The following is a 14959-nucleotide window of genomic DNA, read 5'->3' as shown; positions in this document are numbered from 1 at the left end:
TGAAGAAGAGAAAAGATCCATTTCGCACCAACCGGGTGCAAAATAAACTGCTGGACTTACTTTTTTGCAAGCACAAAAAATGGGCTACTTAGCCCATTCTTTCATTAAATCAATTACTTTTAAATTTCATCATCAGAGTCTTGCACTTGACGTTGTGCAGCTCTAGCAATGATTTCAACATAAAACGACTCTAAGCCTTGTTTTTCAATTTCGCTGATTGAGTTGCTAATTTCAGCAACGTGCACCACTTGGGCATCTTCAGCTGTGTTACCAAATTTACAATCAAATGCCCAGTAATCAGCATCAATTGGCAACGTTTTGTTACGCTCTCTTTTCAAATACTTTTTTACTTCATGCTTTGCAGCATCTACCATGCGAGGGTATTTGATTTTCTCGTGATTCAGCGTGAATGTTTTCTTCATTACGTTCCTAATTACCTTGATTTAATGATGATGGCAATAATACCAAGTAAATTGGAAATGCCATTTGGGGTCATTATAGCAATTGCATTTAGTTTGTGGATGCTTTTTTTACACTAAAATAAATAAAATATTTTTACCGATAATTATTACAGCTTAATATCACGCTTGGGCAAGGTGTAAGGGTTGATGAAGATCTGCATTATTAAGGCTATCGTAAAATGCAGCCGCATCCATTTGCGGATGATCTAGCTGTGTTTCTTTATCTAAATGACGCTTTCGCACGACTAGTTCGCAATTATCAATCACCATTAGTGGAATATGGTTTTTATCATCTCTGATCACTAATGGTTCCGGCGCAAGGCACGAACGTAAACGAATATCTGCCATGCTGCCTTGTTGTAATAGCTGTGCATTATGTTGGCCAATGAGCATATCAAATTCATCTGGAGCCAATGCTTGCTCAGGCCCTGCCCCTAATTGTTCACGTAATTGCGCTTCAGTTGGTGTTGAAGCATGTGCATCAAATGGGGTTTTAGGGAGATGAAATTGACTAAAATCTAACACGTCATGAGAAAGCATTGCCAATAATAATGCAAACTCGCCACGACGGTGTTCTGAGACACTTTTGGCAAGACGATTGTTAAGTTGACTCTCTGTGATTAACAAATCATCGATTTGCATAGACTTTAGCCGATTGCAGTTAGTAATAGATATTTATCGGCTTTATTTAATATTTCTTTAGCTTTTTTCTTTACTTAAATGCTCACTTTGCTATTATCAGCGCCGTTGCATTGGAGGGGTTCCCGAGCGGCCAAAGGGATCAGACTGTAAATCTGACGGCTCAGCCTTCGCTGGTTCGAATCCAGCTCCCTCCACCACTTTTCTTACCGCTAAGTTAAGTGGGGGCAAATGCGACAAAATTAGTGTGGAGGGGTTCCCGAGCGGCCAAAGGGATCAGACTGTAAATCTGACGGCTCAGCCTTCGCTGGTTCGAATCCAGCTCCCTCCACCACTTTTCTTATCTATCAGCAAAACTTTATTCTCGCTAACTCATTCGACTACCCATTGTAAACTCGCACCGTGTTGCTTTAGCCATTTTGTTGCTTGCTTATAATCAGGATAAAACTCACTGACGCGCTGCCAAAATGCGGCACTGTGATTTAAATATTTCAAGTGAGCTAGTTCATGCACAATCACATAATCAATAATACTCTGCGGCGCACTGGCTAATAACAAATTAAAGGTCAATTCTCGTCGTCGATTACAACTGCCCCAACGACGCTTATAAGTATGAATGCGAATACTGCTAGGTAAAGTCTCTGCCATTTGTAGGCAATAAGCATGTACACGCATTTCAATATAATTTTCTAATTGCTCATGTAAAAAACTTTCGAGCAAGGTTTGGTACATTGGCTGCTGATGCTTAACCCGTCCAGAAAGATTTAGCTGTAACACATCTCCCTGCTGATTTTTTACTAGCTGCCATGCGCTGCGCGAGCTGACACCATAAGTCAGTATCACAGGTTGTGAAAAAACCAGTACGCGATTATCTTGTAATGGGTATTGGCGAGTATCAAGCATTTGACTTTGCTTGTTAATTTGCGCATTGATCCAGTCAGTTTTACTTAGCAGCCAGCTTTCAAGTTCCTTTTTAGCAACCCCAACAGGCGCATAAACTGTGACACTTTGTTGCTGGACTTTGATAGCGACAGTTTTGCGGCGGCGACTACGTTTTAATGTATATTCAAACAAACCTAACTCTTGTAATTGACCGACAGTCATTAAACTAATTAACAGGTCACTATAATACCTTGCAAAATAACTGCTAATCTATATCTAAGTAGAATTAAATAAAGCGATATCAAACATGCCTGATAAGCCTTGTTGTCGTTATACCTCTCCCGATGGCCATCATTGTCAAGAAACAGACATGGGTTCAGGTTTTTGTTTTTGGCATGATGCCAAATTTGATAAGTCAGGCTTAGATCTGACCCAAAAATTAGAGCGCTATGCAAAAAAGGGAGGATTATTACAGGGATTGCAATTAAAACGCGCTAACCTTAATGGGCTTAATTTGATAAAACAAGATGATGAGGATGGCTTTGATTTATCTTACAGTAATTTTTATCGTGCAACGCTCACCAACGCTCATCTGTTTAATAATAAAATAGCCCACAGTTCACTGATGAAAGCCAACTTGCACGAAGCAAGCCTGCATTACTGCAACCTACAAGATACAAATTTATTGGGTATAAAACTAAACAACACCCGTATTGATAACATTGAGCTAGGCGCTGAACTATTACAGGAAAAACAAGCTAAAGCAGCGCTTAAACATACAGATAAAAGCGCAGCCCTTGACTTATTTGAACAATCAGAAGAAATATTTCGCAATTTACGTAAAGCATCAGAACAACAAGGCTTATTTGAACTGGCGGGTAATTTCACGTACAAAGAGCTGCGGATGCGTCACGCACAATATCCACGAGGTTCAAAAAAACGATTAGCCTCGAGCTGTATTGATATGTTGTGCGGGTATGGTGAAAAGCCTGAAAATGTGATCCGTTTTAGTTTGTCACTGATCATCTGCTGCGCCCTGTGTTATTTTATTTTTGGGGTGATGGATGCTGGTCGTATTATGCAGTTCAATCCGGCGGCAACATTAAGTGATAATTTATTAGCCCTACTTAATAGCTTCTATTTTAGCGTGGTTACTTTTACAACCTTAGGATATGGCGATATTACTCCGGTTGGTTTCTCCCGATTCGTTGCTGCAGTTGAAGCGTTTTGCGGGAGTTTCTCTCTGGCATTATTCGTAGTCGTATTTGTCAAACGTATGACCCGATAATTACCGATTACTTTATCTGCGAAAATAAATAGTTCAGCTAAATACCTGCTATAAAACTGGTTATAAATGATGCTATCATTGCGCACAATGAAACTTAGCGAATTGATTTTAAAAAGTTTTTGATTTTGTTAAATTTTGCAGCTAAATATGTAAACAAATAACAGGCATTTGCGCAAAATTAATTAATTGTCTTAACATATATTTCAGGTGATATTAGTTATTACTGAAATAACAGTGTATTGAGCCGTTATGCTTACCGCTTTTTTTATTACCGATCACGATCCGAGCCTTCTTATTAATGGTGTTTATGACCCATTTTTAGTCGCTCTGTCTGTTTTAACGGCTATTTTCTCTGCATTTTTTGCAACTTACATGATCGATCTGGCCAAAGAAACACGCTTCAAAAGTTATCAAAAATTAGCCAACTCAACGGCTTCCTTGGTACTTTCTGGCGGTATTTGGAGTATGCATTTTATTGGTATGTTGGCATTTTCACTGTGTACAAATATCAGCTACGACCCAACACTCACCTTTTTATCTTTCATTCCAGCATTTTTAGCCTGCCTAACTGGCGTGTCATTATTAGTAAAAAATAACGCCACTATTTTCAGTTTAATACTGCCCTCGGTACTACTCGGCGCAGGTATCGGCACTATGCATTACAGTGGTATGGCAGCAATGGAATTGAGCCCGCTGCTACGCTACGATCCATTGATGTTTGGGTTGTCAATTATCGTTGCCGTTGTACTGGCGTTTATATCTTTATATGCTCGCTTTAATATTAAAAAGCACCTCTCAACACTAAATTCTTTGCAGACGCGGTTGATCAGCGCAATCATTTTGGGTTTTGCTGTTGCAGGTATGCATTACATGGGAATGGCGGCAACACGGTTTGTTGCAACCTCGCCATTAATTGGTAATGACAGCGCCAGCTCAGAACTTACATTTGTTGCTATTAGCGTAGTGTTCGCCACCATTATTCTAACCGCGATAGTTGCTATCATTAACGGTATGGTACGCTATCGCATGTTACTTGAAGAAAAAACACGGAATGAATCTCGCTTAGAGGCTATTTTATCGACCGCTATAGATGGCATTGTAACAATTAACAATCGCGGTATTATCTTAAGCTTTAATAACGCTGCAGAGAATATTTTCGGCTGGCATAGCACTGATGTAAAGGGTAAAAACATAAAAATGCTGATGGCAGATGATATCGCAGCCGAGCATGATGAATATCTATTAAAGGCACATCACATCGATTTAGGTAAAGTTATTGGCGTCAATCGTGATGTTCTTGCTAAACATAAACAAGGTCACCTATTTCCTATTCGCTTAGGTATTGGTGAAGCAAACCAGCCAGGACAAGAGTCAATATTTGTTGGCTTTATTACTGACTTGACTGAGCAACGCAAACTACAACAAAACCTCATAGCGAAAGAACAACAATACCGCTCGCTGATGAATAATATGCCTGGCGTGGTATTTCGCTGCCAGTTGGATAAAAGCTGGAGCATGATTTTTATTAGCCCTAGCATTAATGAAGTAACTGGCTATGTCCCATCGGAATTTATCAATCAGCATATTCAGTTTAGTGATTTGATTTTTAAAGATGATAACAAACGCATCAATAAATCGGTCGAGCAAGCGATCGCTGCTAAATCGCAATACTCAATTGAATACCGACTACGTCATCGAAGTGGCAAGCTAATTTGGGTGCTTGAGAAAGGTAGCTTTGAGTTCAACAAGCAAGGTGAAGCGATTTGGATCGACGGCGTTATTATCGATATTAGTGAACGTCGTGAATACGAAGATAAATTAAAGTTGGCGAAAATAGCCGCCGAAGATGCAGCTCAAGCCAAACAGTCATTTATGGCGAATATGAGTCACGAAATTCGCACACCGATGAATTCGATTATTGGCTTTAGTGATTTATTGATGGATACACCACTTGATCAAGACCAACAAAAGCACTTAATTATCGTAAATAATGCGGCTCGCTCGCTGTTACGGCTATTAAATGAAATATTGGATTCTGCAAAACTTGAAAAAGGTAAGCTGACCATTGAATTAGTGCATTTTAATCTTCAAGCGGTGCTTGATAGTATTATTTCTACATTTTGGTTAGAAGCAAAAAAGAAAGATCTAGAACTAACACTTACCATCAAAGAGTCTGTTCACCCTACTTATTACGGTGATCCAGACCGAATTCGCCAAGTTTTAACAAATTTAATTGGTAATGCAGTTAAGTTTACAGCTCAGGGCTCAGTGAATGTCACTGTCAGTACGACACAAAATAATTACTTATTTTTTGAAGTACAAGATACCGGTATTGGTATTGCTAAAGATCGTCTTAAAGCGGTATTTCAGCCTTTTGAACAAGCTGACGGGACTACTACACGTCGTTTTGGTGGCACTGGACTTGGTACTACTATCAGTAAGCAACTCGTTGAGCTGATGGGTGGCATAATCAACGTAGTCAGTGAAGAAGATAAAGGCAGCTGCTTTTATTTTTCATTGCCTTTAGAGGTCGGTGATGAAACCCAAGTCAATTACTTTGATAAGTTGTATACGCAATTACCTAAGCTGCGCATTTTAGTCGTTGATGACATAGCACAAAATGTTGAGCTACTACAGTTATTATTGTCGCGAGATCAGCATACGATTAGCTCTGCAAGCAACGGCTTAGAAGCGATCGCTATTTTTGAAAAACAAGATTTTGATGTCATTTTAATGGATATCCATATGCCTGAATGTGACGGTATTGCCGCGACCGAAAAAATTCGTGAAATTGAGCAACAACGACAGCTAAAAAAGACTCCGATCATTGCGCTCACCGCCAGTGTCTTACAGCAAGATAAATTAACGGCTAAAAAAGCGGGTATGAATGGCTTCGCCAATAAGCCTGTTGATATCAATCAATTGAATCAAGAGATTGCGCAAGTGCTTGGCTTTGGTTTAAATATAGAAACGCAAATTGCTCACAGTGATCCCACAGCACAGCATATTGATTTAAAAAAAGGACAGCAACTTTGGGGCAGTAAGTGTAAACAGCTGAGCGAAATACACCGTTTTTTTAAAGAGCAGCAGGCAACATGTGACATTATCTTTAATGATGGACTAAATGCCTTAAAAGATATTAATGGCACATTACATACCCTTAAAGGCTTATCTGGTAATTTAGGTTTACCGACTATGATGGCCCTACTTTCAACCTTAGAAAACAGCCAAGCCCCTGAGCAGCAGGCGCAAATAATTCAGCAATTGCAGATAGAGTTTAATGCGGTCAATGAGTTGTTAGCTAGAAAAACCAGCAGCTGTATAGCAGTGCAAAGCAGCGAAAAAAATACCCAAGTACTATCGCTCAGCGAATTTAAAATACTGTGTGAACAACTGCGTAAAGACGCAGAAAATGCAGAGCTCAATGATGAGTTGTTAGCAACATTAGCAGACAATGCCCCCGCTACTTATCAAAGTGATGTGGATGCATTAATCGAATATTTCGACCAGTTTGACTTTGACAATGCCCAGAGTACTCTTATTGCATTAATAGAGCTGCTCAATCAGGCAGCAAATTTGGAAACACACTGATGGACTTAATAACCGAACGCCCACGAATTCTTATTGTTGATGATGAACCCGCCAACCTTAAAGTCATGCGCGAAGTATTAGGGAATCAATATCGCCTCTCTTTTGCTAAATCGGGTGATGCCGCGCTCGCGTTAGTTGAAAAAGAGCCACCCAAACTCATTCTACTCGATATTATGATGCCAAATATGAGTGGTTTTGAAGTATGTCAGCTGCTTAAACAAAACCCTGCTACTGAGCATATTCCAGTCATTTTTGTGACTGCACTTGCGGATGAAAGTGATGAGTTTAAAGGTTTTGAAATTGGCGCGGTAGATTACATAACCAAGCCTATTAGTCCTGCAATCGTAAGAGCGCGTGTTAAAACTCATTTATCCCTAGTTCAGGCTGAGCAGCTAAAGTTGGCTCACGTTGATTTAGTCCATCGTTTAGGGTGCGCTGCCGAGTATAAAGACACCGATACTGGCGAGCATATTGTGCGCATGAGTAAATACAGTAAAATTTTAGCACTAGCCTATGGAATGACTGAACAACATGCTGAGCTTCTCAAACAAGCAGCACCGATGCATGACATTGGTAAAATCGGCATTCCCGATGCAATCTTGCTTAAACCAGGGAAATTAACAGCCGAAGAATTTGAACACATGAAACAGCATGCCAAAATCGGCGCTAAAATTTTAGCAAACTCGTCATCGCCGTTATTGCAGCTCGCCTATATACTTGCGATGGAGCATCATGAAAAATGGGATGGATCAGGTTATCCAAACGGTCTTAAAGGTGAGGAAATTTCGATTGAAGGACGTATTGTGGCAATCGCCGATGTATTCGATGCACTTACCTCTAAACGTCCCTATAAGCAAGCTTGGAGCGTTGATGAAGCCATAAGTCATATGCGCGAGCAAGCTGGTAAACACTTTGATCCTCAGCTTATCGCACTATTTGAAGGCCAGCTAGATGCTGTTTTAGCAGTGTACTCTGCCTACCAAAGCTAACCATATGCTAGATGTTGGCCGAGATATATGCATAGTCATGAGAGGTGATTTCATGACTATTACCACTTAAATCCTGAAAATAAACAGAGTATGTAACTTTGTGATCAGCAACCACGGTTTTAATATTTAAGTCAGCCAAATGCTTAAGCCAAGCGATAAACTGCTCTCCAGATGCGCCAAATGCAATCCCTTTACTACTGCCCTCTCGCTCAAATAACGCTAAGCGAATAGTTGCCGCAGGATCTTCTAGTGTTAAAGGCCCAGTACCCTCATCCCAAAAAGCAAGCTCTGGCACAATATTAAATCCAAGGACTGTTTTGTACCACGTGACGGCTTGCGCAAGGTTAGTCACATTTAAATGGCAATGATCGACACCAGATAAAGTAGGCATTGCCATTAGCCAATCTCCGACTTAAGTTGTTCAATAAATACCTGCATATATTCAGTACGACGCACCGCTTCTGCTTTTGCTGAAGGTGTATTCATACTCTGTGCAATATGTAATAGCTTGATGAAGAAGTGATCTAATGTATACAAGCTGTCATCCGGGCTGCGGTGGGCGCAAAATGGATCGTCAGGGTGATATAAATTGCGTCCGATTGAGCCCCCTACTTTCATACAGCGGCTGACACCAATTGCTCCTAAAGCATCCATACGATCAGCATCTTGAACGATTTGTGCTTCCACACTTTCAATTGCAATGTTAGCACTAAAACTATGGGCTACAATAGCATGATGAATGGCATCAAAATATTGCGCGTCGTACCCTATTGACGCTAAAAATGAAATTGCTTTATCTGCGGCCATTGTTGAAGCTTTAGCGCGATCCGGGTGGTTTTTAGCCACTGCAACACAGTCATGCAACCATGCTGCGGGTAACACCACGTCCATCGAAGCATCTTCAGCAAAGCAGAGCTGTTTTGCAACACGCACGACTCGTTCAATATGGGTAATATCGTGGGCGACATCAGCACTCACTAACGACAAAATAAAAGCACGGCAATGATTTTCTAGCTGTTGCAACGGCTCAGATAATACTAAAACGGGCAAACGTTGTTCCATAAATCCTGTAATTTCAAATTAATGCATTGAATTACTGTTACTTTACCGCGGTTATAGGCTGTTGTGCAAAACATTCATTGTATGTTCGAGCCTGCTTCACTAAAATACGCTCTTAATTTATCCGTAATGAGAAGCCTAATGTCATCTGTCGTATACCTAGAAGCTGGTCGTGAAAAATCACTAAAAAGAAAACACCCATGGTTGTTTTCAAAAGCCATCAAAAAAATAAAAGGTAAGCCAGGTTTAGGTGACACAGTGACCATTCACGATAGTAATGGTAAATTTTTAGCTACAGCGGCTTACAGTCCGCACTCACAGATCCGCGCGCGTGTTTGGAGCTTTGATGAAACAGAAATCATCGACCAAGCTTTTTTTGAACGTCGCTTACGTCGTGCCTTTGCGGCACGCGAGCAAGTAATTACTGAAGGTGGCTTAACGGGATTTCGGTTATGTGCCGCCGAGTCTGATTTTTTACCAGGTGTAACCATTGATAAATTTGACAACTTTTTAGTGTGTCAGTTATTAAGTGCCGGTGCTGAGCGCCATAAAGGTGAAATAGTTGGCGCTTTAATCGCTATTTTCCCAGGCTGTAACGTGTATGAGCGCTCTGATGTCGATGTGCGCACCAAAGAAGGCTTAGAGCCGACTATGGGCGTGTTATGGGGTAATAAGCCTGAGCAGCCAGTATTAATTGAAGAAAATGGTTTTAAAATTGAAGTAGACATTCTCGAAGGTCATAAAACCGGTTTCTACCTTGATCAACGTGATAGCCGTGCTGCATTAGAGCGTTTTTCAAAAGATAAAAGAGTACTTAACTGTTTTAGCTACACTGGTACCTTTTCATTGTATGCGCTGCGTGGCGGCTGCGAGCATGTTACTAACGTTGACGTATCGCAACCCGCGCTTGATACCGCAAAACGTAATGTCGAGCACAATAATCTTGATTTAGATAAAGTTGACTTCATAAAACAAGATGTATTTAAATTACTACGCCAATACCGTGAAGATGGGGTGTTATTCGATACTATCGTTATGGACCCACCTAAATTTGCTGATAACAAAGCACAACTAACGGGTGCGTGTCGTGGCTATAAAGATATCAATATGATTGCCATGCAAATTCTTAAACCAGGTGGTACGTTGCTTACGTTCTCATGTTCAGGTTTAATGGAGCAAAATTTATTTCAAAAAGTGGTTGCTGATGCAGCCCTTGATGCTGGTAAGGATTTGTTGATCATGGAGCGTTTAAACCAAGCTGCTGATCATCCAATCGCAGGCAGTTACCCTGAAGGTTTTTACCTAAAAGGCCTGATCTGTAAAGTTTACTAAACTGACTGCAACTAATTAACCTGAGTTCATCAGGTTAATTAAACTGCATTATTTCTAGCCCAGCGGTTACCGTGCCATCACTTTCTTTGCTGGCACGAACGACTTTTGCTGTTGCATCAAGTGGTGCAATGGCAGGGCTGGTCGAATCAATATTCACCTTCACAATGGTGCCCAGTTCAAGTAATTCATCCAACTGCAGTGACAACCCAGTTGCACTTAAATCGACACATACAGCATCAAAATGTTGATCAGCGACTGGCTCAAGTGTGGTTAATTTTGCCTGTGCATTTAATTGCATACGTCTAAAATTACGTTTATCTTCATTTAGCATAATAACTCCTAAACAACCGTATTGATTTTTTCTAATAACCCCACGACCGAAAAAGGCTTCACCACATAGGCATCGCAACCGGCATCAAAACCAGCTTGTTGTTCCTGTACGGATTCTAAGCCTGACACCATAACAACAGGAATATTACGAGTTTCAGGGGTGTTCTTCAACATTCGACACGTGTCGTAACCATCTAGGCCGGGCATACATACATCGAGTAAAATCGCATCCGGTGGATTTGCAATAGCCGACGATAAACAGCTCTTACCTGATTCAGCATAACTGAGCTCAAAATCCGCTGATAAAGCGACTTTGAGCATTTCAAAATTAAAGTACTCGTCATCTACAACTAGTAAACGCGGGTGTGTATTAGCGGATGAGCGCATGGTTAATATCAGTTCCTTCTCATCTAACAAATATTTCCTTCCAAGGTATTCGATGTTTACTAAATACCAAACTCAATCAATTTCTTTCAGAGCATTCAATACACGCTTAGCTGAAATCGGATACGGTGTCCCTAACGTTTGCGCAAACAAGGATACTCTAAGCTCTTGTTGCATCCAAAAAATATCCTGCAATTGTTGCGGAGCAGGCATTCCAGGCGGCACTTTTTTCAGCTGTTTTTGATACTCTTGAGCAACCTTTTCTAACTCAAGTACACATAATCTGTCACGATTTGGATCAACTGGCAACTTTTCTAAGCGTTTTTCTATTGCTTTTAAGTAACGAATTAAATCACTAAGTTTGTCTGCGCCATGATTTGAAACAAAGCCTTTGAATACCAAAGATCCCAGTTGGCTTTTTATATCTCCATGTGCAGTGATCATGGTTAAATCAACTCGCCCTTTCATTTTTTTATGTAACGCATGCGCAATACTCAACACTTGCTCAACTTGGGTTGCAATAGCAACAACCGCATCGCCGAGCTCACCGCGCACGTGCTCTTTTACTTGCTCAAACGCTTGTTCGGTGCGTACATCGCCTAATTTCACCAATAAACTGTCAACGCCTGCGGCAATACAGTCATCAATTAAATCAGCAACCTTACCAAACGGATTAAAATATAGACCTAATTTAGCCTTATTGGGTAAGTTTTGTTGCAAATATTTTATCGGCGAAGGTACATTCAGTAATACCAAACGGCGTAACCCCTGCTGATGGGCAGTTTGCGCTTTAACTTCGTTATCAAATAGCTCCACTGCCGCCGATGATTTTTTATCTACCAGCGCAGGATACGCTTTGATTTCATACTGGCCTTGTTTTTTCACATAGGATACCGGTAACTTGCCAAAATCCCATTGCAATAGGTCAGCTTTTTCAATGCCTTTATCTGCCACTTTAGACAGCGTTTGCGTCACTTTACCCTGCAATTGCGCTTTGAGTTTCGCTAAATCCATACCTCGGGCAAGTACATTATCTTTTTCATCACGAACTTCAAACTGCAGTCGTAAGTGAGTCGCAAGGGTGGTTAAATCCCAGGCCTCTGGATCAACTTTTACACCTGTCATACGTAATAAACGCGTACTGAGTGCCTCAATGAAGTTACCTTGCATAGGCTCGATTGCTGCAAGAACCGCATCTGCATAATTTGGCGCAGGCACAAAATTACGACGTAGTGATTTAGGTAAAGATTTAATTAAACCGGTGATCAACTCATGACGAAATGCAGGAATATGCCAGTCAAAGCCAGCTTCTTCTACTTGGTTTAGTAAGGCCACCGGAATTTGCACTGCAACCCCATCGACCGCTTGGCCTGGATCAAAATGATAGCTCAACGGCAACATTAAATTACCTTGTTGCCATACATCGGGGTAATCAAACTCAGTAACACTATCAGCACCGTGTTGCATTAAATCATCACGTGTCATTTGCAAGTAATGTTTATCCTGCTGCTTTTGCGTTTTATACCATTTATTAAATGCTGCACGACTGTTTATTTGAGCAGGAATTTTCTTATCGTAAAACTCATATAAGGTTTGCTCATCAACTAAAATATCACGACGGCGGCTTTTATTTTCTAGAGTTTGAATATCTTCAATCAGTTCGCGATTAAACTGCAAAAACCCTTCATTTTGACCTAAATCTTGCTCTACTAAGGCACTGCGAATAAACAACTGGCGGCTAACTTTCGGATCAATGTTACTGTACACACAGCGACGCTTTGACACTATGATCAGCCCGTATAGTACCTGCTGTTCGAAAGCGATCACTGCGCCGGGCTTTTTCTCCCAATGCGGCTCACTGTAACTGCGTTTTACTAAGTGTTGTGCTAATGGTTCAACCCAATCGATGTTAATTTTGGCATTAATACGTGCATATAATTTACTGGTTTCAACCAGCTCTGCCGACATCAACCATTTTGGGCTTTTCTTAAATAATCCAGAGCCTGGGAATACATGAAACTGACTGTTGCGAGCGCCTTTATATACTTGCTTTTCATCTTTAAAACCAATGTGACTGAGCATGCCACTCAATAGCGCTTGATGGATTTTATCGCCATCGGCAACATTGCTGGTCGCTTTCATGCCCATTTCATTGCACACAGTACTGAGCTGATAAACGATATCTTGCCACTCACGAATACGCATATAAGCGAGCATATCCTTTTGGCACAGCTTTCTGAATTGGCTGTTACTTAGCTCACTTTGCTGCTCTTCTAAGTAATTCCATAAATTTAAAAAGGCGATGAAATCTGAATCAGGATCGTCAAAACGGCCATGCTTTTCGTTTGCAGCAGCGCGTTTTTCTTGCGGGCGCTCGCGTGGATCTTGAATCGATAACGCCGCCACAATAATAATCACTTCACGCAGCGCACCCAGCTTTTGTGCTGTTAGTACCATTTTAGCTAAACGCGGGTCAACCGGTAAGCGGCTCAGTTCAATACCCGATTTAGTAAGCTGTGTATTGCTATTGTGACGACTAGGTTTTACCGCTTCAAGTTCCTCTAGTAACGTTAAGCCATCGTTGATATTACGGCTATCTGGTGCTTGTACAAATGGGAACTCGGCCATATCGCCCAACCCTAAGCCAAGCATTTTTAAAATAACTGAGGCTAAATTAGTACGTAGTATTTCTGGATCAGTAAACTCTGGGCGCGAATTAAAATCATCTTCAGCATATAAACGAATACAAATACCCGCTTCCACACGGCCACAGCGGCCTTTTCGCTGATTGGCACTGGCTTGTGATATTGGCTCAATCGGTAAACGCTGCACTTTAGTACGATAACTATAACGGCTAATGCGCGCGGTACCAGGATCAATAACGTATCGAATACCCGGCACAGTAAGTGAGGTTTCAGCAACGTTGGTCGATAAAATAATATGACGACGACTATGGGGAGCAAAAATACGGTTTTGTTCTGCGTTAGAAAGGCGCGAATACAAAGGTAAAACATCCGCTCCTTTTAAATTACGTTTACTAAGGGCATCAGCAGTATCGCGTATTTCCCGTTCACCATTTAAGAAGATTAAAATATCGCCTGGGCCTTCTTGGCACAGCTCATCAACGGCATCAAAAATACCTTGCAGCTGGTCGCCTTCAGCCTCCATATCATTTTTATCAATTTCAACCAAAGGACGATAACGCACATCCACCGGAAATGTTCGTCCTGACACTTCAATAATCGGTGCATCATTAAAATGCTTTGAGAATCGCTCTGGATCAATGGTCGCAGAGGTAATAATTATTTTTAAATCAGGACGCTTTGGTAATAGGTTTTTCAAATAACCTAAAATAAAATCAATGTTTAAACTACGTTCATGAGCTTCATCAATAATAATGGTGTCATACTGGTTTAAAAATCGGTCTTGTTGAATTTCCGCCAGTAAAATACCGTCAGTCATCAACTTTATATAGCTGTTATTTGATACTTGATCGCTAAAACGAATTTTAAAACCCACTTGCTGGCCAAGTTCACATTGCATTTCATGAGCAATCCGATCCGCGACACTGCGCGCAGCCAAACGTCTTGGTTGGGTGTGACCGATATAACCATCAACGCCACGGCCAAGTTCTAAACACATTTTAGGAATTTGCGTGGTTTTACCTGAGCCGGTTTCACCCGCGATAATAACCACTTGGTTATTGGCGATAGCCTCTTTAATGTCGTCTTTTTTCTGACTGACGGGGAGCTGCTCAGGGTAAGTTACTTTAGGTAACTGAGCTAAGCGCACCTCTCGCAATTGTTGGCTACGTGCTATATCCGCAGTGATTTTTTCAATCACGGCTGCTTGTTTTGTTTCATCGGTTATTTTTTTTATGCCGTGAAGGCGTTTTTTAAAGATGAATTGATCTTTTCTTAAACACGTTTTTAGTTCACCAAACAATTGACCTAGGTTAACCACCCGCGACTACCTTATAAAATTTGAGTAAAGACGAGCGATTG

At 41.0% G+C, this 14959-nt stretch carries 12 protein-coding genes and 2 tRNA genes; 6 read left to right on the top strand and 8 right to left on the bottom strand.

The genetic code is table 11. The features are described 5' to 3' along the window. Window positions 1–119 precede the first annotated feature (119 nt). Both H5187_RS11810 and H5187_RS11805 read right to left on the bottom strand, forming a co-directional pair. A complete protein-coding gene (locus H5187_RS11810; RefSeq protein WP_145241408.1) occupies window positions 120–422 on the bottom strand; it encodes a DUF6172 family protein in 303 nt (100 codons plus the stop codon). 159 nt (window positions 423–581) lie between these two features. After that, on the bottom strand, window positions 582–1103 hold the full coding sequence (locus H5187_RS11805; protein WP_182718134.1) for a VC2046/SO_2500 family protein: 522 nt from the start codon (window positions 1101–1103) through the stop codon (window positions 582–584). A gap of 112 nt (window positions 1104–1215) precedes the next feature. Here H5187_RS11805 and H5187_RS11800 point away from each other — a divergent pair. After that, a tRNA-Tyr gene (locus H5187_RS11800) sits at window positions 1216–1300 on the top strand. A gap of 49 nt (window positions 1301–1349) precedes the next feature. Next, window positions 1350–1434: transfer RNA gene (locus tag H5187_RS11795), tRNA-Tyr, on the top strand. 38 nt (window positions 1435–1472) lie between these two features. Here the strand turns inward: H5187_RS11795 and H5187_RS11790 are convergent. Further along, a complete protein-coding gene (locus H5187_RS11790) occupies window positions 1473–2204 on the bottom strand; it encodes a M48 family metallopeptidase (RefSeq protein ID WP_182718135.1) in 732 nt (243 codons plus the stop codon). A gap of 85 nt (window positions 2205–2289) precedes the next feature. Between H5187_RS11790 and H5187_RS11785 the strand changes: the two genes are divergently transcribed. The 3 genes from H5187_RS11785 (at window position 2290) to H5187_RS11775 (ending at window position 7850) form a co-directional block, all read left to right on the top strand. Beyond that, window positions 2290–3270, top strand: a complete 981-nt coding sequence (locus H5187_RS11785; RefSeq protein WP_145241414.1) for an ion channel — start codon at window positions 2290–2292, stop codon at window positions 3268–3270. A gap of 249 nt (window positions 3271–3519) precedes the next feature. Then, window positions 3520–6861, top strand: coding sequence for an MHYT domain-containing protein (locus H5187_RS11780; protein WP_182794726.1), 3342 nt, complete (start codon window positions 3520–3522; stop codon window positions 6859–6861). Beyond that, on the top strand, window positions 6861–7850 hold the full coding sequence (locus H5187_RS11775) for a two-component system response regulator (RefSeq protein WP_182761445.1): 990 nt from the start codon (window positions 6861–6863) through the stop codon (window positions 7848–7850). Before H5187_RS11780 ends, H5187_RS11775 begins: the two co-directional genes overlap by 1 nt. Before the next feature lie 7 nt (window positions 7851–7857). On the opposite strand, the gene H5187_RS11770 is transcribed toward H5187_RS11775, so the two are convergent. Continuing rightward, a complete protein-coding gene (locus H5187_RS11770; protein WP_145241420.1) occupies window positions 7858–8247 on the bottom strand; it encodes a VOC family protein in 390 nt (129 codons plus the stop codon). Beyond that, entirely contained in the window at window positions 8247–8912 is a 666-nt protein-coding gene (locus H5187_RS11765; RefSeq protein WP_145241422.1) for an HD domain-containing protein, read from the bottom strand. Before H5187_RS11765 ends, H5187_RS11770 begins: the two co-directional genes overlap by 1 nt. A gap of 138 nt (window positions 8913–9050) precedes the next feature. Between H5187_RS11765 and H5187_RS11760 the strand changes: the two genes are divergently transcribed. Continuing rightward, window positions 9051–10241, top strand: coding sequence for a class I SAM-dependent methyltransferase (locus H5187_RS11760; protein WP_145241424.1), 1191 nt, complete (start codon window positions 9051–9053; stop codon window positions 10239–10241). Window positions 10242–10275: 34 nt separating this feature from the next. On the opposite strand, the gene H5187_RS11755 is transcribed toward H5187_RS11760, so the two are convergent. From H5187_RS11755 to hrpA, 3 genes are all read right to left on the bottom strand, one after another. Then, window positions 10276–10572 carry a PilZ domain-containing protein gene (locus H5187_RS11755; RefSeq protein ID WP_145241426.1) on the bottom strand — a complete coding sequence of 99 codons (297 nt, stop codon included), beginning with the start codon at window positions 10570–10572 and terminating at the stop codon, window positions 10276–10278. 8 nt (window positions 10573–10580) lie between these two features. Beyond that, window positions 10581–10958: a PleD family two-component system response regulator gene (locus H5187_RS11750; RefSeq protein WP_145241521.1), complete on the bottom strand. Its 378-nt coding sequence runs from the start codon at window positions 10956–10958 to the stop codon at window positions 10581–10583. Window positions 10959–11030: 72 nt separating this feature from the next. After that, a complete protein-coding gene (hrpA, locus tag H5187_RS11745) occupies window positions 11031–14918 on the bottom strand; it encodes an ATP-dependent RNA helicase HrpA (protein ID WP_182794728.1) in 3888 nt (1295 codons plus the stop codon). Window positions 14919–14959: the final 41 nt, after the last annotated feature.

The organism is Pseudoalteromonas sp. SG44-1 (assembly GCF_014164315.1).
Classification (GTDB): Bacteria; Pseudomonadota; Gammaproteobacteria; order Enterobacterales; family Alteromonadaceae; genus Pseudoalteromonas; species Pseudoalteromonas rhizosphaerae.
The sequence above is the reverse complement of the archived record's forward strand: the minus strand, read 5'-3'. Positions and strand labels throughout refer to the sequence as shown.

Coding starts and splice junctions, on each gene's coding strand:
- H5187_RS11810 (WP_145241408.1), bottom strand. CDS start 422: ATGAAGAAAACATTCACGCTGAATCACGAGAAAATCAAATACCCTCGC.
- H5187_RS11805 (WP_182718134.1), bottom strand. CDS start 1,103: ATGCAAATCGATGATTTGTTAATCACAGAGAGTCAACTTAACAATCGT.
- H5187_RS11790 (WP_182718135.1), bottom strand. CDS start 2,204: ATGACTGTCGGTCAATTACAAGAGTTAGGTTTGTTTGAATATACATTA.
- H5187_RS11785 (WP_145241414.1), top strand. CDS start 2,290: ATGCCTGATAAGCCTTGTTGTCGTTATACCTCTCCCGATGGCCATCAT.
- H5187_RS11780 (WP_182794726.1), top strand. CDS start 3,520: ATGCTTACCGCTTTTTTTATTACCGATCACGATCCGAGCCTTCTTATT.
- H5187_RS11775 (WP_182761445.1), top strand. CDS start 6,861: ATGGACTTAATAACCGAACGCCCACGAATTCTTATTGTTGATGATGAA.
- H5187_RS11770 (WP_145241420.1), bottom strand. CDS start 8,247: ATGGCAATGCCTACTTTATCTGGTGTCGATCATTGCCATTTAAATGTG.
- H5187_RS11765 (WP_145241422.1), bottom strand. CDS start 8,912: ATGGAACAACGTTTGCCCGTTTTAGTATTATCTGAGCCGTTGCAACAG.
- H5187_RS11760 (WP_145241424.1), top strand. CDS start 9,051: ATGTCATCTGTCGTATACCTAGAAGCTGGTCGTGAAAAATCACTAAAA.
- H5187_RS11755 (WP_145241426.1), bottom strand. CDS start 10,572: ATGCTAAATGAAGATAAACGTAATTTTAGACGTATGCAATTAAATGCA.
- H5187_RS11750 (WP_145241521.1), bottom strand. CDS start 10,958: ATGCGCTCATCCGCTAATACACACCCGCGTTTACTAGTTGTAGATGAC.